Here is a 16,968-nt window from a genome sequence, read left to right on the forward strand (position 1 = left end):
GACTCTCGGACTTAGCTCAATGTCCCTGATTGTAGGATGCGGTCCAGGGAATCAACCCACCGACCGGCTTTCCTCCCGGGATCATCACGTCATACTGCATGCGGACGTTGTCGGCACCCTTGGGCGAAGTAGTGAGGCTCTGCTTGGCGCTTGCGCAAGCCGAGTCAAAGTCGCTTTTCCCCGCACATTCCTTGAGGCGAAGAGCGGAGATGCTCAGCGGCTTCCCTTGCGCACCCGCGACTTCCGGGAGCTTCTTCACCGACGTGATCACGCGGTGATTCTGCTCCGTCTCCTGGGCGACAAATTCGATCAGATCCGTCGTGCTGCTGGGCGGCACTTCTTTCGCCGCAGCGGGGCCCGCATGGACGCGACCCATCTTCTTCAGCTCTTCCCAGGCGCCCTTGTCGGCATAGAACTTCAGGGTCTTGCCCGGGTGGATCTTCTGCCAGAACAGGCCGCTCTCGGCGTTGCCGCCGAACACGGCGATATTGATCCACACCGCTTCATCGTACGGATCCAGCACGATCACGCGGCCCTGCAGCGTGGTCGGCTTGCTCATATCGCCCCATTCAAACCGCTCTTGGAACGCTTCGATGGCCAATGCGGTGGAAGCCATGCCGACTACCAGCGCAACGGCAGCCAGAACAGCTCCGCCTTGCTTCTGAAGCTTCATAATCGCGTCCTCCTTCAACAACATAAAAGAATGAAAGCTTGACGATATCGATTACTTAAGAACCTTGAAGCCGGTGATCGTCCGACCATCCAAGGTCACTTCCATCGCGACGAGGTCCTGGGAAGCCTTGATGATCTGGTCCATCAGCGCCTTGTCCTTCACGGCCAAGCGGACGGTCGTGGCGGCATGGTACCAACCGGAGTACGGGTTATTCTTTTCCGTCCCTCCGACGAAGCCCCACGCGCAGCAGCTGAACAAAGGATCCGGCGGCTTCACATCCAACTGCGTCGAGGAGCGGCCGGCCGGAGTGCCGGAGGCGGGCTCGCCGGAATTCCAATACTGGATCCCGAACAAGAGTTCGCCGTCGGGATTATCGGCCCACTGAGACCAGACACGGCCTTGGAGCGTCTTGGTGGCTTCTGCCTTGAGCGGCTTGCCGCCTACGATGGCGTCCGCTACTCCACCTCCGCCCGGGGCATCGGCTGCCACGGCAAATTCGGCCGATAGCAAGCCGAGGACAGAGAACACTGCGACAGCGGCTAGAACTACGACCCTCTTCATACCTAGTCCCTCCTTCATAAAAATGAAACTCACAACGGATGAACGCTCGCTTAAAGACGATAAATCAGAAAAACAATATCCGAAGCGCCGCTCGGCGAGAGAAAGTGTTAGATCCCCCTTTCTCTTGTTTCTCCTCCGCCGCGTCGCCTCGCCTGGATCTCTCTGTACCGGAAAACGTTGGCAATGGTACTTAAACCGCTAATTTGTGTCAAGCGATTGTTTGGCGAAACATCCACTTCTCAATTCACAGACTTTGTTCAATGTTTACATTTACTTACTAAAAGTCATCTGAACTGAGCGCCTTCGGGGAATCGAGATCGGATTAAAGATTTCTCATCTAAGAGACGCCAATTGCTTCGACGACAGCGGCCCCAATCCCGTGATCGCCATCGTACCAGGCGCCAATAGTTCTTGCGCCACGCGGAACACTTGCTCTTCCATCACGGCGTCAATCTCCGTCAGCATGTCCTCCAAGCTCGTATGGCATCCCGTGATGAGCTCGTCCTTCGCCAATTTGTTCATGCGACTGTGAGAACTCTCCAGGCTGAGCATCAGGCTGCCCTTCATCTGATCTTTCGTCCGCCTGAGTTCTTCGCGTCCGATGCCCTCCGTCGAAATACGCCTGATCTCGCGCCTGATCAGATCGAGCACTCGTTCCGCTTCCGTCGGTCGCGTGCCCGCATACACCGTCAACGTGCCGGCGTCCGAATAGCCGGACAAGAACGAATAGATCGAATAGGCCAATCCCCGCTTTTCGCGCACCTCCTGAAACAACCGCGAGCTGACGCTGCCCCCCAGCACACTGTTGACGACATACGCGGCATAGCGGTCCTTATGGCCTGCGGGCACGCCCTTGAGCCCGACGCAGAGATGCACCTGTTCGAGCCGCTTGCGCTTCATCAACCGGCCGCCGAACAGTTCCGGCGGCCATCGCGCGCTCATGGCCGCGGCCGCGCCCAGCCGGTGCTTTCCGAATTGACGCGCGATCGTTTTCTCCAGGCGGGACTGATCGAAATTTCCTGCGGCCGCAATGACGATGTCCTGCGGCCGGTAGTGCGTCTCGATATACGCGAGCAGATCGTGTCGCCGGATCGCAGACACCGTGGCGGCTTGTCCCAGGATCGGGCGACTGAGGGGATGGCGCCCCATGACCTGTCCGCTGTGAAGCTCCTGCACCAGGTCTTCGGGATCATCGAGGACCATGCGGATCTCTTCCAGCACCACGCGCTTTTCTTTTTCGATTTCCTTCCGGCCGAACCGGGACCGATGAAACAGATCGGAGAGCAGGTCCAGAGCTTGGAGCAGATGCTGGTCGAGCACCTTCACGTAGAAGGTGGTGGTTTCGCGGGTGGTAAAGGCGTTCATCTCGCCGCCCAGAGCGTCGATGTCCCGCGAAATCTGCGCAGCCGACCTCGTGGCCGTCCCTTTAAAGAACATGTGTTCGATGAAATGGGAGTAGCCGGCTTGCGCCGGCTCTTCGTCGCGGGAGCCGGTATTGACCCAGATGCCGACCGTGACGGATTTCAAGGTCGGGATCCGCTCGGTGACGAGGCGGATCCCGTTATCCAGGATGAGTTTGCGGTACAAGGCTGTTACCCGGCCGTGGGTTCCTTCGCGCCGCTCCCGGAGGGAGCCGGCATCGTCTCTTTCCGGCTGAGGCGGATTTTGCCCTGCTTGTCGATTTCGAGCACCTTCACCAGGATTTGATCCCCTTCCGCCACTTCATCGGAGACCGCCTTCACCCGATGATGGGCCAACTGGGAAATATGGACCAAGCCGTCCGTCCCCGGCAGCACTTCGACGAAGGCGCCGAAGTCCATGATCTTCCGCACCGTCCCGAGGTAGGTCTTCCCGACTTCGACCTCTTCCGTCAGCCGGCCGATCATGTCCTTGGCTTTTTGCGCCGAGGCTTCGTCGACGGACGCGATCGTGACGATGCCCGTGTCCTCGACATTGATCTTCACGCCGCACTCCGCGATGATCCCGCGGATGGTTTTTCCGCCCGGACCGATCACGTCCCGGATCTTGTCCTGTTTGACCTTCAGCGTGAAAATCCGCGGCGCGAACGGCGACAGATTGGCGCGAGGCGCGCCGAGGGCCTTCGCCATGTGACTCAGAATGTGGAGCCGGCCGGTGCGGGCCTGCTCCAGCGCTTGTTGCATCAACGCCGTCGTGATCCCCCCGATCTTGATGTCCATCTGAAGCGCCGTCACACCGTTCTTGGTCCCGCAGACTTTGAAGTCCATGTCTCCCAGATGGTCTTCGAGGCCGAGGATGTCGGAGAGGATCATGACGGCGTCCCCTTCCTTGATCAGGCCCATCGCGATGCCCGCCACCGGCTCTTTGATGGGCACCCCGGCGTCCATCATCGCGAGCGTGCCGCCGCAGACGGTCGCCATGGACGACGAGCCGTTCGACTCGAGAATTTCGGAGACGATGCGGAGCGTGTAGGGGAAACTCTCCTTGCCGGGAATGACGGGCTTCAGCGCCCGCTCGGCCAACGCCCCGTGCCCGACTTCGCGCCGGCCCGGCGACCGCAGCGGCCGCGCCTCGCCCACGCTGAACGGCGGAAAATTGTAATGGAGCATGAAGGTGCGCGTGTACTCGCCTTCCAGCGCGTCGATCCGCTGCTCATCCTCGGTCGTGCCCAGCGTCACCACGGCGAGGCTCTGGGTTTCGCCGCGCGTGAAGAGCGCCGACCCATGCGTGCGCGGCAGGACGCCGACCTCGATGGTGATGGGACGGATATCCGCGGGACCGCGGCCGTCCGCGCGCGAGCCTTTTTCGAGGATCATGTTCCGGACTTCCGTATACTCCAATCCATGGAAGACGATCTTGATGTGCCGCTCGCTGCTCGGTTCGTCCGGATTCTTGAGTTTCTCAACGGCATCGGACAGGATCGCATCGAGCCGCTCCTGCCGCGCCGTCTTGTTCGGGATCATGATCGCGTCCCTGATGGGCTGCGCCACGAGTTCCTTCACCTTGGCCGCCAGGGCGGGATCGATCGATTCGACCGCCACCTCGCGCTTCTTGTTGCCGACTTTCTTCGCCAGCTCCGAAATTTTCGCGACGATCTTCTTGATCTCGGCATGCGCGAGTTCCAGCGCCTCCAGCATCGTCGCTTCGGGCAGTTCGTCCGCGCCCGCCTCGACCATCATCACGGCGTCGGCCGTCCCGGCCACGACAAGGTTCAGCTCACTCTTCTCCATCGTGTCCAGATCGGGATTCACGATAAACTGGCCATTGACACGGCCGATCTTCACGCCGGCGACCGGTCCATTGAACGGGATATTGGAAATGGCCAGCGCGGCCGACGCGGCCGTAATGCCGATCACGTCGGACGAACCGGTCTTGTCGGCGGACAGGACCGAGGCGATGACCTGCGTTTCGAAGTAGTAGCCTTCGGGGAAGAGCGGACGGAGGGGGCGGTCGATCAACCGGCTGGTGAGCACTTCCTTCTCGGACGGCCGGCCTTCCCGCTTGAAGTAGCCGCCGGGAATCTTGCCGGCGGCGTAGGTCTTTTCCTGGTAGTCGACGGTCAAGGGGAGAAAGTCGACCCCCGGTTTCGCCGTCTGGGAGGCGACCGCGGTCGCCAGCACGACCGTATCGCCGTACGACGCCCAGATCGATCCGTCGGCTTGCTTGGCCACGCGGCCGGTTTCGAGCCGGAGCGTCCGGCCCGCCACATCGAGTTCAACAACATGTACCATCTATGGTCTCCTCATGTTAGGTCCCACAGATGCCCACAGAGATAGGCTCAGGCTTCGCCTGAGCCTATGTCCGTGTTCACCTGTGCGACATGCGAATCCACGCTGTCGCACGGGACGTGCGACAGCGGCTTGCCCCAGTCGGCTACTTGCGAATGCCGAGTCGATCGATCACGGCGCGATACCGCGCATCGTCCACGCCGCGGAGGTAATCCAACAACCGCCGTCTCCGCCCCACCAGCTGCAACAACCCGCGCCGCGAGTGGTGATCTTTCTTGTGCGTCTTGAAATGCTCGGTGAGGTACGCGATGCGGTTGGTCAGGACCGCGATCTGAACTTCGGGGGAACCGGAGTCCGCCTCATGCTGCCGATACTGCTTGATCAATTCCGTCTTCGCTTCCTTCAGTAATGCCATCGTCCCGCTCCTCTTCAATGAAGTGACTCAACTCCCGCCAATACTTTTTGAATCGTGATCGGTCCGCGCGATCCGCGCTCGAAGGCGCCGATGGCGAGCAGCCGCCCCTCTTCGTCCTTCAACCGAACGGATAGAGAGCCGGGCGCCGCCGCCGCCTCGCCACGGCTGTCGGAAGCGATCGGAGCTCCGTGCAGCACCCGCCCCGCCTGTTCCTTCGTCACCACCACGGCCGGCAACTGCGCGAGCGCCTGATCCAAACCGATCAGACAGCCGGGCAATGTCCCCATCGCCGAGCGGTCCGCGACCTGCTCCACCGTCAAGGCGTGATCGATCGACAAGCGACCCACGCGCCGGCGCTCCAGCGCCCACAGATGGCCGCCCACGCCCAGCGCGGTGCCGATGTCCGCACAGAGGGTCCGGATGTAGGTGCCTTTCGAGCAAACGACGCGCAACGTCACGTCCCGGCCTTGCAGGTCGAGAATGTCCAACTCGTGAATCACAATGGGACGCGGCGCGCGTTCAATCGTCTGCCCGGATCTGGCCGCCTTATACAACGGGCGCCCTCCGACTTTCACGGCCGAATACATCGGCGGCACTTGCTGCTGCGGGCCGAGGAACTTTGCAACAGCCGCGCGCACGACCGCTTCCTCAATATGGGCGGCATCGGCCCGCTCCAGCACCCGACCGGTGGCATCCTGCGTATCGGTGGTTTCCCCGAGGCGCAGCACCGCCCGATACTCTTTGTCCCAATCGACCAGATACTCGGCGATGCGGGTGGCGCGCCCTATCAACACGGGCAACACGCCGGTGGCGGCGGGATCGAGTGTGCCGGCATGGCCCACCTTGGCGCCGCCGAGAATACGCCTGATCTTGGCGACCACGTCGTGCGACGTCCACCCGGCTTCTTTCCTCACGATCAGTACGCCGTCGAGACGCGCGGCCTGTTCCATGATGTTCGTGCGATCCATCGTCGCAAGCATCGGCTTGGTCATTCCACCGGGCCTTCGGGCTTCGGCGCGTCGGGTTGCTCGATGCCACCGTGCAATTGATCGAGCAATTCCAAGACGCGATCGCCGCGCGGGCCGCTGACATCCTTCTTGAAGATCACTTCGGGAAGATATCGCAGTGTCAGGCGGCGGCCCAGCTCCGCTCTGACGAATCCGCTCGCCTTGGCCAACCCTGCGAACACTTCGCGCTCGGCCTCCTGGGTTTCCATCGTCGTGACGAAGACGTGCGCGATCCGCAAATCCGCCGTGAGCTCCACGTCCGTCACGGTGACGGACCGCACACGCGGGTCCTTGATTTTCCGCATGAGAATGTCGGCCACTTCCATCCGAATCTGATCCGCGACCCGGTCGGCCCGCTTGTATGTCGTCTTGGCCATAGTTCCGCCATTCGCCGTCATCGTCTCGCCCACTGCCAACATCGCGTCTGCCTCTATAACAGTTCCATCTGGCTCCGAACGATCTCCACCGTAGGAACGCCGCGGATCAGATTGAGCGCTTGTTCGAGCACCTGGTTGACGTGACCGCCTTCGTTCGCCACGCAGGCCATCCCGAGCACGGCCTTTTGCCACAGGTCCTGCCCCTCCACCTCGGCCACGGACAGATTGAACTTTCCACGCAGCCGATCTTTGATGCTGTGCAGCACCTGCCGCTTGTCTTTCAGCGATTGGCTGTCGGACATGAACAATTCAACGGTGCAGACCCCGACAACCATATCGGACATGGACCGGTTTGAGCATCCTCAGAGCTTGGCCGCGATCTTATCGACGGTATAGGCTTCGATCACGTCGCCGACCTTCACATCGTTGAAGTTCTCGATGCTCAAGCCGCACTCGTACCCCTGCTGCACTTCCCGCACGTCGTCCTTGAAGCGCCGCAGCGAGGCGAGCTTGCCTTGATAGACCACGACATTGTCCCGGATGACCCGTACCCCGGCGCTGGCGCGGGTGATCGTTCCTTCCAGCACATAGGAGCCGGCGACCGTGCCGGCCTTGGGGATGGTGAAGACCTGCCGCACCTCGGCCCGTCCCAAGGTCCGCTCCTTGAGGGTCGGTTCCAGCAATCCTTCCATGGCCGCTTTGATGTCGGCGATGGCGTCATAAATGATGGTGTAGAGCCGAATGTCGACGCCCTGCTGCTCCGCCAACGCGGCCGCCTTCGGCTCCGGCCTGATGTTGAATCCGATGATGATGGCGCGCGAGGCTGCGGCGAGCAGCACGTCGGATTCGGTGATGCCGCCCACGCCGTTGTGAATCACCCGCAGCTTCACCGATTCGGTCGGCAGTTTTTCGACGGCGCCGGCCAGGGCTTCGGACGATCCCTGTACGTCGGCTTTGATCACCAAGGCCAGCTCCTTCACCGATCCTTCTTGGATCTTGGCGAAGAGATCGTCCAGGCTCACCTTCGCGGGGCCGGCCAGCTCGGCGGCGCGCTGCTTGCGCGCCCGCTCTTCGGCGATTTCGCGCGCCACCCGCTCGTCGGACACCACTTGAAACACATCGCCGGCCGACGGCACGCCCGGCAACCCGATCACTTCCACCGGGATGGAGGGACCGGCTTGCTGAATTTTCTGTCCGCGATCGTTGATCAGCGCCCGGACTCGTCCGCTGAAGGTGCCGACGACGAACACATCGCCCGCTTTCAGCGTGCCGCTTTGCACCAGCACGGTGGCTACCGGACCACGGCCTCGTTCCAGCTTGGCCTCCACGACCGCGCCTCTCGCTTGCCGGTGGGGATCGGCTTTCAATTCCAGGACTTCGGACTGCAACAGGATCATTTCGAGCAACTGGTCCAGTCCGGTCTTTTGCTTGGCGGACACTTCCACCATGATGGTATCGCCGCCCCAAGCTTCCGAGATCAGCCCATGCTCCGACAGCGCGTTCCTGACGCGGTCGGGGTTGGCGCCGGGCTTGTCGATCTTATTAATGGCGACGATCAAGGGCACGCCAGCGGCCTTGGCATGGTGGATCGCTTCGATGGTCTGCGGCATGACGCCGTCGTCGGCCGCCACGACCAGAATGACGATGTCCGTCACCTTGGCGCCGCGCGCGCGCATGGCGGTGAAGGCTTCGTGTCCCGGCGTATCGAGGAAGGTGACCTGCTTCCCGTGCACGGAGACGGTATAGGCGCCAATATGTTGCGTGATTCCCCCCGCTTCTCCCTCGGCCACCTTCGTTTGCCGGATAGCGTCGAGCAGCGAGGTTTTCCCGTGGTCGACGTGGCCCATGATGGTCACCACCGGAGGCCGCGGCTCGGGACGTTCCTCGCCGCCCGTGTCCACCACGTCCTGCAACAAATCCTCTCCCGCTTTTTCCACCGCGATCTCGATTTTGATGCCGACTTCGTCGGCGATCATCGACGCGGCATCCATGTTCATCGGCTGATTGAAGGTCAGCATCTGGCCCATCTCCATCAGCTTGCGGACGATGTCCGCCGGTCGCTGACCGATGAGCTCCGCGAACTCCTTCACGGTGGTGCGGGGCGTGACCTTCACGCTCTTCTTGCGGGGCTTGGTGATTTCGCCGGGGGCGCTGTGATGGACATGCTTGGACCGGTCATCCCGCCGCTGCACGGGGATCGCACGAAGATCCGACCAGCGCGCGGCGTCTTCACGGAATTTGACGTCCTGCTCGTCTTTCGGACGGCCGGGCTTGCGCGCTTTCTTGAGCTTGTCTTTCTGGCTTTCCGCTTCGATCGCCTCGAACGCCATGCTCTTTTTCTTCCCGGTCACCGGCTCCAGCGTGACGCCGGCGCTCGGTTGCGCGGGGGCCAGCGGCTTCGCCGGTTCCACCGCCGGCGCGGACGGAACGGAAGCGGGCGGCGCCGGTTCGCGATGGACGAGCGGCTCTGCCGGCTGCATGTGGGTCGGCTCTCCAGCTTGAGGCTGGTGCACGGGCGCGGCGGGCGCATGCAAGCCCGCCGGAGCCGGAGCGGCTGCTTCGATCTCGCCGGTCGGAACGATGACGGCCGATTCGGCCGGCTCATCTTCCTTCTTGCGCTTGATGAGAATCCGGCGCTTGTCCGGTTTGGAAGGCTCTTCGACCGCTCCCTTCCCGGCGGCGCGCAAGCCGTGGCTCGATTCGTCCGCCGATTTGCCGGCTCCCTTCGTCCTCGGGGCCAATTTCTCCATGACCTTCTGGACCACGTCCTCATCCAGCGCGCTGCTGTGAGAGGCGACGGACACACCCATCTTTTTCAATTCGGGAATGAGATCCCGATTTTCCATGCCCAACTTCTTGGCGAGTTCGTAGACGCGCATAGCAAACAACCTATCCTGCCGACTCGGCGCCTGCCTCCTCGCTCGCCTCGGCCCGCGCGGCCAGCCGCGCTTCTTCCTGGAGCCGTTGCGCTTCGGCTTCTTCGGCGAGCGCCGCCTTGATTTCCTTGTCCCGCTCCACTTTTTCCTTTTCGTATTCCGTGGCGCTGATGATGTCGATCTTCCAGCCCGTCAGCCGGGCGGCGAGCCGGACGTTCTGGCCGTTCTTTCCGATCGCGAGCGACAACTGGGAGTCGGCCACGACGACCAGGGCCGATTTCTTCTCCTCGTCGATGCCCACTTTTTCGATCGTGGCCGGGTTCAGCGCCTCCGCGATGAAGACGCGCGGATCCTGCGTCCAGGTGATGATGTCGATCTTTTCCCCGCGCAGCTCGCGCACGACCGCCTGCACGCGGGAGCCCTTGATCCCGACGCAGGCGCCCACCGGGTCCACGGCCTTTTCACGGGACGTGACGGCGATCTTCGTCCGATCGCCCGGCTCCCGGACCACCGACTTGATCTCCACGATCTTTTCCATGACTTCCGGCACTTCCAGCTCGAACAGCTTCGCGACGAATTGTGGATGGCTTCTCGACAGAATCACCTGCACGTCTTTCGGCGTCCGTCGGACTTCCAGCAGCATCGCCTTGACGCGGTCTCCGCGCCGATACGTCTCCCGGGGAATCTGCTCCTGGATCGGGAGAATAGCCTCCGTCTTGCCGAGATCGACCAGATAATTCCGCCGCTCCATCCCGAGAATGATGCCGTTGACCAGATCGCCCTGCCGCGTCGAATACTCTTTCTGCACCGCTTCCCATTCGGCTTCGCGGACCTTCTGAAAGATGACCTGTTTCGCCGTTTGCGCCGCGATGCGGCCGAGCTCGTCCATTTCGATCAACGAGCCGATCTCGTCGCCGATCTCCGCTTCGCTGTCGTACTGCCGGGCCTCCTGCAGCGAGATTTCCGCTTTGGGATTGCTGACCGTATCAACGATCGTTTTCTTGGAGACGACCGAGATTTCGCCGGTCTTGGGGTCGATTTCGACTTGAATGTTTTCCGCCTGCCCGAAGCGCTTCTTCGCCGCCGTCTGCAGGGCGGATTCGATCGCGCCGATGACGCGCGCCTTGTCGATCCCCTTCTGGCGTCCGATCTCGTCGATGACTGAAATCAATTCTCGGTTCATGCGTCACGCTCCTGCCGGCCGCCGGCCACTCACCGGCAGCCTAAATGGCCACGACCAGTCTCGCCTCCGCGATCATCGGCAGCTCCAGTATCACATGCCGCGGCGGGGTCTTGTCCGTCGAGACGGCCAGCGTCACGGACCGCTCGTCGACCTGCGCCAACTCGCCGGCGACCCGCCACTGCCCATCGAGCGGCTGGCGGAGCTTGATGTTCACCCGTTTCCCCAGGGCACGCCGGTAGTCTTCCAGCCGTTTGAACGGGCGATCGAGGCCGGGTGAAGACACTTCGAGTGTATAGGCGTGCGGAAACGGATCCGCCACGTCGAGGGCCGGACCCAGCGCCTTGTGCGCCTGCTCACAGTCGGTGATGGTGACGCCGCCCGGCTTGTCGATGAGCACACGGACGATCGACCGAGGCCCCTGTCCGACACACAGCACTTCGACGAGATCCAACCCGAGGGACCACAAGATCGGAGAGACGATCTCCTGCAGCCGGTCGACGACCGACCGGGATCCATGCTCCGGCTTGTCCACCTCTTTCCTCTGCTCGACACCAGCTCAAACAAAAAAGTGGGCTTGAGGCCCACTTCCAGAGGCAGCACCATACCATGCACCCCCCTGCAAAGCAAGGGGCGTCACGCGGTCATGGCCGCCCATTGCGCCGCAAGCCTCGTCGTGATCGCGCCCGGCACACCGGCGCCGATTTGGCGGCCGTCGATGTCGATCACTCCCAGCACTTCGACCGTCGTCCCGGTCAGAAACACTTCGTCGGCGGCATAGAGATCGGGGAGGGACAGATACCGTTCTTCGATCGGGAACGCCTCTTTCCGCGCCAACTCCAGCACGACGTGCCGCGTGACGCCGGACAAAATCCGGGGCCCTTCGGGAGCCGTGACGATCCTGCCCTGCCGAACGGCCAGGACGTTGCTCACGGACCCTTCCGTCACCCATCCGTCCTTGACCAGGATCGCCTCGAAGACGCCCGCTCGCTTGGCGTCCTGCCGGGCGAGGACATTGGGCAGCAGATTGACGCTCTTGATATCGCACCGCCCCCAGCGGAGATCCTCCACGGTCTTGGCCTTCACACCTCGACTCCGTGTGTCGTCCGGCAACGGATGCAGCTCACGGATCGTCATGACCGTCGTCGGCCGAGCATCGGCCGGAAACGCATGGTCGCGCGGCGCGACGCCCCTGGTGATCTGGAGATAAATCTTGGCTTCCGGATATCCGGCCTGCTCGATCCCGGCATCGATCCACGCGCGCCAGTCAGCATGGCGATACGGCGAGGGGAGCTGCAGCTCGGCGGCGCTCCGGTCCAGACGCCGCAGATGGGCGTCCAGCTCGAACGGCATGCCGCGATAGGTGCGGATCACTTCATAGACGCCGTCGCCGAATTGAAACCCGCGGTCTTCGATCGGGACGGTCGCATCCTCCCAGGGGACGAAGCGGCCGTTGATGAACGCGATGTCCGGCACGTCATTCCCCCGCGGCGTCGGCGGCATCAATCTCGAACACGCGGCGATCTTCCGCGGTAAACTTCCATCCCATCCGCTTTTCGAACACGATCTGGTGCGTTCCCGGCTTGGCGGCCTGGAACTCGAACATGCGCTGCCCGTTGTCGACGGCGTTGTTGCCGGCGATGCGCAAATACTCGTCGCCCGACAGAGTCAGAGCCGCCGTGTCGAACGACGGAATCCACAGCTCCCCCCGCGTGCGATCTTCCCAGAGACGGATGGTGAACGGCCGTCCCACGTGCGCGGTGATCACCCGCCGATCGCCGACGCCGGGCGGCACGCGCGCGTCTTGGCCGGAGGTCTGCATGGCGCTACGTCTTTCGCCGGGGCCCGACGAGAATATCGGCGCCCTCCAGGCGGACCTCGTAGCTGCCGACACAATAGCCGCCGCCGTCGATCCCCTGTCCGTTGCGGACGTCAAACGCCAAATCGTGCCAGGGACAGGCGACGACATGACCTTTCAGCCGGCCCTCGTTCAGCGGCCCGCCCTCGTGCGGGCAGATGTTGTGGATCGCATAGTACTTACCCTCGAGATTGAACAGCGCGATGGCCCGGCCGTTGACCGTCACCACCTTCGACTGGCCGGGGGACACGTCCCCGACCTGGGCCACTTTCACAAATCCATCCATCCGGCGCTCCCTTTCGCCCGGCCACACAATCGCTCACATGCGCAGCGCATACTTCAGTTCGTCTCCGGTCGAGACGCCGGCCTTCCTGATGAATCCCGATTCAGCCTGGATCACATAGCGCGCCGGTCCGGGCGGCGGCCCGTAGAACGGGCAGGGATCATGGGAGCAAGGCTCGGCGTGCTCCAACAGATGGACCACGTGGTGGCTTTCATCGACCCAGAGGATGTCGATCGGAAACCGGTACTCTCTGGTCCGTACGCGATGCAGGCCGTTTTCTTCGAAGATATAAAGCATCGCGCCGTTGGGAGGCAACCCGTCGCGAAAGGCGAGGCCGAAGAGCAGCTTTTCCGGCGTGTCGGCCACCTCCGCTTCGACCTCCGCGCCGCTCGGAAACGTCACGACGATGACGCTCGATTCTTTGCGCTCCACGAGAAAGACGGACACGCTCATAAGGAGCACGGCCAACAGGATCATCGTGATGATCCGTTTCTTCTTTTGCTCGCGATCGCCCGACGATGATTGCATGGAAGCCGTGAATGCCGGCAACGTCCCTCTCCCTCCGCTGGGCCCAAGGGCCCATAAATCCGCGCGATCTAGGCCTTCTGAGCGGGTCGGTTCTGTTGACTTGCAAAAGAATCAGAGAATAGAATGCCGATCAATTACCGCGCACTATTGTCAGGGCGGCGGGAACTTGTCAATATCGATGCAGTGAGAGGAGGCGTGGGTCATGGCACTGTTGATTACCGATGAATGCATCTCCTGTGGGGCATGCCTTCCCGAATGTCCCAACGAGGCGATTTTTGAAACCAGAAGCGACGCCGAAAGCAAAGGCAACCACGTCGGTGACGGCCAGGGCGTCGGTGACAATATCTACGTCATTACCCATGACCGCTGCACCGAGTGCGTCGGTCACTTCGATGAACCGCAGTGCGCGGCCGTCTGCCCGGTCGACAACTGCTGCATCTCCGATCCGGCCTATCCGGAAACGACCGAGACGTTGCTGGAAAAAGCTAAAACGTTGAACCCGGACAAGACCATCGATCCGGCCAAAGTGTGGAGCGGCGTCCGGAACTGATCGCTCCCGCGCCCTCGTTGTTTCCTGTTTTTGCCGGCCTCGCTTCAGAAGGAGCGAGGCCGGTTTTCTTTCTCTCCGTCGCTCCGATCCCGCGCTTTGCTGGACTTGCGGCCGGCTGAAGACTAGAATTCAGTCGAGCAGCGATCGAGTCCTCTCACTCCCACTCTGGAGGTGCAGTCATGCCTCACCGATGGATCCTCCGCAGTATCATGGCCCTGACCCTGGGATTGCTCTCTCCTCAGTTCACCCATGCGAGCACCGGAGATCTCGGCGCCATCATCGAAGGGTTCGTGACCCGTCACTTTCCCGAGGCCACCAGCCATCTCTGGATCGTCAACGACACGCAATGGGACGGAGACGAGATGGTCGTGGATGTCCACACCATCGTCATGGAAAAACAGCAGACCGAGGCCACGGTGAATCGCTATTTGCTGCTGATCGTCGAAGGCAAGCTGGCGGCGGCGCAGCGGGTTCCGCTGGAAGACGGTCCGGATTGCAAGCCGGAAGAGGCCTAACGGCCGCACACATGGCCGCGGCCGGAAAAGAAAAGGCCCCGCGGAGCTGCCCGCGGGGCCTTCGTGTTTTCGGCCGGGAACGACTCGACTACTTCAGCATCACCAGCTTCCCGCCCACGTGCGCCGGGTGCAGATGGCACTTGTACTTGAGCGTATTGCCCGTCGTCGCATAGAACAGATCGCTCGTCGGGATCCCGATATACTTGCTCTCCCCCGGCTTCAGGACCACCTGGGCCCGGAGGACGGTGGGAGCGGCTTGGTTCTCATCCGCGGTAAGAAGGAACCCGTGCTCGCCTGACGAGTTGTTCGTCACCTTGATCAAGAACGGGCGCCCGGGACGGACCTTGAAATCGATGACGGTCACAGGCGGATACCAGGTCTTCATGTTGCCGATTTCGACGGCGTAGAGTTCGGCGTCCACTTCGAGTTCTTTGAAGGGCTGGCCCACGACGGATCCGGTCTCCAAATCACCGACCTCCACGCCGCCGGCCTGGAGTGCAAACGCAGCCGAGGCTCCCGCCACGACCATCCCGAGGCCAAAGAGGACCGATAACATCGTCTTACCCATGACCTACCTCCTTAAAAAGAAGAAGAGATGTGATTAGGTTGGTAAATAACTCCCGCCACGCTCCGAGAGCCTTGACTGCCCCGCCGAATTTCCACCTTGATCATGCTGAGTCGCACGTTTGACTGTCGGCCGTAAGGCGATCCTTATAGCATAGGGGTCAAAACGGAAGCAAGCAGGTTTTGGGCACAGCCGGCGAGGCTGGAAGTCGACGGCCTTCCTTCAGAACCCTTCGCCTCTTCAACCGGTTAGCTCACTCCCTAGTCAGGCTGCGACCGAATCGCCTCCCGTCCAATGAGCAGGTCGTACGGCGCAAAATCGTCGGTCAACACGACGCCGCGCGCCCACGGCTCGGCGCGGCGGGTCGCGAGGAGCGCGATCGATTCCATCGGCAGCCGTTCGTTCAGCGCCATCTCGGTAACTTTGGCGGCCAGCCGATCGGCCTCGCCCCGTTCGATCGGCCCCCCGCCGAAAAAGATCAGATTCTCGGCTTTGTCTTGTCCGCCCTTCCACGGGCCTTTGACGGCATACGTCTCGATGACCGGAAACGCCCGGCTCATCGTGCGCGCCACGGCTTGGGCGCGGGCGGTGTCTCCCCCTTCGCCCGACGACGCCAGGTTGACCGCCACCACCCCGTCCGGACTGAGACGCGCCCGCACCGTTTCAAAAAACTCGGCCGTGGTGAGATGGAAGGGAATCATGTGCCGCGCGAAGGCGTCGATCCAAATGACGTCATAGACATGGCCGGTCGCATTGAGGAAGGCGCGTCCGTCCTTCACGAACACGTGATGATTGGCCGGCGGCCGATAGCCGAAATAGGCCTCTGCCATCCGCACCACGACGGGGTCGAACTCCACCACGTCCAACTCGAGCGCCGGATGGTAGCGCGCCAGCCATTTGGCGAGCGATCCTCCGCCATGGCCCAAGATGAGCCCACGTTTCGGCTCCGGCGTCATCGCGAGCGACGCCACCATCAATTGGCTATAGGGAAGAAAGAGCGAGATCGGATCCGCCTTCCACATGACCGCGTGAAACGTCCGGTCCAAGACCAGATACCGAAACAGCTGATCGTCACGGATGCGGACCTGCTGGTACGGACTGTCTTCTTGATAGACGGGCGGCTGCAGTTTCTGCACCGGGCGCAGGGCCAACGCTCCCAATAAGAACGACAGCAGGGCGCCAGCCGCCATCGTCGCCGCGAAACGCACGGGCTTGGCGAGCCACAGCCACCACAGCCCAAGCGCCACCTGGACCGTACCCAACCAGGCGACCAAGGCTTGGCTGCCGATCCATGAGAGCAGAAAAAACGCCGTCCCCCAGGTTCCCAACAGGCTGCCGACCGTGGACAACGCGATCATCCGGCCGGTGTGTCGGCCCAGATGGTCCATATCCGCGACGGCCAGGCGCAGCATCGCCGGCAGCACGCCGCTCAGGCCGAAGGCCGGAGGGGCCAGCAGCACTGTCGCGGCCAACGTCGGCCCCCACCGCGGGTCTTCAATGAGTTTTTCAACCTGGAACAAGACCGGCTGGCTGGCCCAGGCGACGAGAAACGTCCATCCGCCGGAAAACAGCAAGAGTCCCGCCAACACCGCGCCGCCTCTGTATCGATCGGAGATCCATCCGCCGAACGCGTAGCCGCTGCTCATGGCGGCGAGAATCACCCCGATGAGCGCGCCCCACACAAACAGCGAATTTCCGAACACCGGCGCGAGGAGCCGGCTCCCGAGGATTTCCAGCGCCATGACCACGGCACCCGTCACCAGCGCGGTGAAGAGAAGAAACGTGCGCGAGATGCGTGGAGTGTCTGCCATCGTACGTGTGGATCAACAGGCGGTCACAACAGGTGAGCGGCCGGGCCGGAGATCGTGAATCG

19 protein-coding genes are annotated in these 16,968 nt (G+C 62.2%); 2 read left to right on the forward strand and 17 right to left on the reverse strand.

The features are described 5' to 3' along the window. Positions 1–16: 16 nt before the first annotated feature. The 15 genes from NITMOv2_RS20570 to NITMOv2_RS20640 form a co-directional block, all read right to left on the reverse strand. Positions 17–673: a hypothetical protein gene (locus NITMOv2_RS20570; protein WP_053381638.1), complete on the reverse strand. Its 657-nt coding sequence runs from the start codon at positions 671–673 to the stop codon at positions 17–19. A gap of 51 nt (positions 674–724) precedes the next feature. Then, positions 725–1,234 carry a hypothetical protein gene (locus NITMOv2_RS20575; RefSeq protein ID WP_053381639.1) on the reverse strand — a complete coding sequence of 170 codons (510 nt, stop codon included), beginning with the start codon at positions 1,232–1,234 and terminating at the stop codon, positions 725–727. A gap of 333 nt (positions 1,235–1,567) precedes the next feature. Beyond that, positions 1,568–2,821: a M16 family metallopeptidase gene (locus tag NITMOv2_RS20580; RefSeq protein ID WP_053381640.1), complete on the reverse strand. Its 1,254-nt coding sequence runs from the start codon at positions 2,819–2,821 to the stop codon at positions 1,568–1,570. Between the two features lie 5 nt (positions 2,822–2,826). After that, positions 2,827–4,944, reverse strand: coding sequence for a polyribonucleotide nucleotidyltransferase (gene pnp / locus NITMOv2_RS20585; protein ID WP_053381641.1), 2,118 nt, complete (start codon positions 4,942–4,944; stop codon positions 2,827–2,829). A gap of 142 nt (positions 4,945–5,086) precedes the next feature. After that, positions 5,087–5,356, reverse strand: coding sequence for a 30S ribosomal protein S15 (gene rpsO, locus NITMOv2_RS20590; RefSeq protein ID WP_053381642.1), 270 nt, complete (start codon positions 5,354–5,356; stop codon positions 5,087–5,089). Positions 5,357–5,370: 14 nt separating this feature from the next. Then, positions 5,371–6,348, reverse strand: a complete 978-nt coding sequence (gene truB, locus NITMOv2_RS20595; protein WP_053381643.1) for a tRNA pseudouridine(55) synthase TruB — start codon at positions 6,346–6,348, stop codon at positions 5,371–5,373. After that, positions 6,345–6,740 (reverse strand): 30S ribosome-binding factor RbfA, encoded by a 396-nt coding sequence (gene rbfA / locus NITMOv2_RS20600; protein ID WP_053382183.1) that lies wholly within the window; start codon positions 6,738–6,740, stop codon positions 6,345–6,347. Before rbfA ends, truB begins: the two co-directional genes overlap by 4 nt. Before the next feature lie 53 nt (positions 6,741–6,793). Then, on the reverse strand, positions 6,794–7,084 hold the full coding sequence (locus NITMOv2_RS20605; RefSeq protein WP_238590410.1) for a DUF503 domain-containing protein: 291 nt from the start codon (positions 7,082–7,084) through the stop codon (positions 6,794–6,796). An 18-nt stretch (positions 7,085–7,102) separates the two neighbouring features. Beyond that, positions 7,103–9,619: a translation initiation factor IF-2 gene (infB, locus tag NITMOv2_RS20610; RefSeq protein WP_053381644.1), complete on the reverse strand. Its 2,517-nt coding sequence runs from the start codon at positions 9,617–9,619 to the stop codon at positions 7,103–7,105. 10 nt (positions 9,620–9,629) lie between these two features. Next, complete coding sequence (gene nusA / locus NITMOv2_RS20615; RefSeq protein ID WP_053381645.1) at positions 9,630–10,799, reverse strand: transcription termination factor NusA; 1,170 nt, start codon at positions 10,797–10,799, stop codon at positions 9,630–9,632. 40 nt (positions 10,800–10,839) lie between these two features. Beyond that, positions 10,840–11,331, reverse strand: coding sequence for a ribosome maturation factor RimP (locus tag NITMOv2_RS20620; protein ID WP_053381646.1), 492 nt, complete (start codon positions 11,329–11,331; stop codon positions 10,840–10,842). A 101-nt stretch (positions 11,332–11,432) separates the two neighbouring features. After that, positions 11,433–12,299, reverse strand: a complete 867-nt coding sequence (dat, locus tag NITMOv2_RS20625) for a D-amino-acid transaminase (protein WP_053381647.1) — start codon at positions 12,297–12,299, stop codon at positions 11,433–11,435. Next, a complete protein-coding gene (locus NITMOv2_RS20630; protein ID WP_053381648.1) occupies positions 12,274–12,618 on the reverse strand; it encodes a protease inhibitor I42 family protein in 345 nt (114 codons plus the stop codon). The genes dat and NITMOv2_RS20630 overlap by 26 nt, the downstream gene beginning before the upstream one ends. Before the next feature lie 4 nt (positions 12,619–12,622). Further along, on the reverse strand, positions 12,623–12,940 hold the full coding sequence (locus NITMOv2_RS20635; RefSeq protein WP_053381649.1) for a Rieske (2Fe-2S) protein: 318 nt from the start codon (positions 12,938–12,940) through the stop codon (positions 12,623–12,625). Between the two features lie 33 nt (positions 12,941–12,973). Beyond that, complete coding sequence (locus tag NITMOv2_RS20640; RefSeq protein WP_145976459.1) at positions 12,974–13,486, reverse strand: DUF192 domain-containing protein; 513 nt, start codon at positions 13,484–13,486, stop codon at positions 12,974–12,976. A gap of 181 nt (positions 13,487–13,667) precedes the next feature. Here NITMOv2_RS20640 and NITMOv2_RS20645 point away from each other — a divergent pair, with 181 nt between their 5' ends. Further along, on the forward strand, positions 13,668–14,015 hold the full coding sequence (locus NITMOv2_RS20645; RefSeq protein WP_053381651.1) for a 4Fe-4S dicluster domain-containing protein: 348 nt from the start codon (positions 13,668–13,670) through the stop codon (positions 14,013–14,015). A gap of 179 nt (positions 14,016–14,194) precedes the next feature. Then, positions 14,195–14,530 carry a hypothetical protein gene (locus NITMOv2_RS20650; protein ID WP_053381652.1) on the forward strand — a complete coding sequence of 112 codons (336 nt, stop codon included), beginning with the start codon at positions 14,195–14,197 and terminating at the stop codon, positions 14,528–14,530. Between the two features lie 88 nt (positions 14,531–14,618). Here the strand turns inward: NITMOv2_RS20650 and NITMOv2_RS20655 are convergent, their stop codons facing one another. After that, positions 14,619–15,098, reverse strand: a complete 480-nt coding sequence (locus NITMOv2_RS20655) for a hypothetical protein (protein ID WP_053381653.1) — start codon at positions 15,096–15,098, stop codon at positions 14,619–14,621. Between the two features lie 257 nt (positions 15,099–15,355). Continuing rightward, positions 15,356–16,906: a fused MFS/spermidine synthase gene (locus tag NITMOv2_RS20660; RefSeq protein WP_053381654.1), complete on the reverse strand. Its 1,551-nt coding sequence runs from the start codon at positions 16,904–16,906 to the stop codon at positions 15,356–15,358. Between the last annotated feature and the right edge of the window lie 62 nt (positions 16,907–16,968).

It is taken from the genome of Nitrospira moscoviensis, assembly GCF_001273775.1.
GTDB lineage: Bacteria > Nitrospirota > Nitrospiria > Nitrospirales > Nitrospiraceae > Nitrospira_D > Nitrospira_D moscoviensis.

What these genes read in the sequence shown, in the direction of transcription:
- NITMOv2_RS20570 (WP_053381638.1), bottom strand. Translation starts at nt 673, where the DNA reads ATGAAGCTTCAGAAGCAAGGCGGAGCTGTTCTGGCTGCCGTTGCGCTG.
- NITMOv2_RS20575 (WP_053381639.1), bottom strand. Translation starts at nt 1,234, where the DNA reads ATGAAGAGGGTCGTAGTTCTAGCCGCTGTCGCAGTGTTCTCTGTCCTC.
- pnp (WP_053381641.1), bottom strand. Translation starts at nt 4,944, where the DNA reads ATGGTACATGTTGTTGAACTCGATGTGGCGGGCCGGACGCTCCGGCTC.
- rpsO (WP_053381642.1), bottom strand. Translation starts at nt 5,356, where the DNA reads ATGGCATTACTGAAGGAAGCGAAGACGGAATTGATCAAGCAGTATCGG.
- truB (WP_053381643.1), bottom strand. Translation starts at nt 6,348, where the DNA reads ATGACCAAGCCGATGCTTGCGACGATGGATCGCACGAACATCATGGAA.
- rbfA (WP_053382183.1), bottom strand. Translation starts at nt 6,740, where the DNA reads ATGGCCAAGACGACATACAAGCGGGCCGACCGGGTCGCGGATCAGATT.
- NITMOv2_RS20605 (WP_238590410.1), bottom strand. Translation starts at nt 7,084, where the DNA reads ATGTCCGATATGGTTGTCGGGGTCTGCACCGTTGAATTGTTCATGTCC.
- infB (WP_053381644.1), bottom strand. Translation starts at nt 9,619, where the DNA reads ATGCGCGTCTACGAACTCGCCAAGAAGTTGGGCATGGAAAATCGGGAT.
- nusA (WP_053381645.1), bottom strand. Translation starts at nt 10,799, where the DNA reads ATGAACCGAGAATTGATTTCAGTCATCGACGAGATCGGACGCCAGAAG.
- dat (WP_053381647.1), bottom strand. Translation starts at nt 12,299, where the DNA reads ATGCCGCCGACGCCGCGGGGGAATGACGTGCCGGACATCGCGTTCATC.
- NITMOv2_RS20630 (WP_053381648.1), bottom strand. Translation starts at nt 12,618, where the DNA reads ATGCAGACCTCCGGCCAAGACGCGCGCGTGCCGCCCGGCGTCGGCGAT.
- NITMOv2_RS20635 (WP_053381649.1), bottom strand. Translation starts at nt 12,940, where the DNA reads ATGGATGGATTTGTGAAAGTGGCCCAGGTCGGGGACGTGTCCCCCGGC.
- NITMOv2_RS20645 (WP_053381651.1), top strand. Translation starts at nt 13,668, where the DNA reads ATGGCACTGTTGATTACCGATGAATGCATCTCCTGTGGGGCATGCCTT.
- NITMOv2_RS20650 (WP_053381652.1), top strand. Translation starts at nt 14,195, where the DNA reads ATGCCTCACCGATGGATCCTCCGCAGTATCATGGCCCTGACCCTGGGA.
- NITMOv2_RS20655 (WP_053381653.1), bottom strand. Translation starts at nt 15,098, where the DNA reads ATGGGTAAGACGATGTTATCGGTCCTCTTTGGCCTCGGGATGGTCGTG.
- NITMOv2_RS20660 (WP_053381654.1), bottom strand. Translation starts at nt 16,906, where the DNA reads ATGGCAGACACTCCACGCATCTCGCGCACGTTTCTTCTCTTCACCGCG.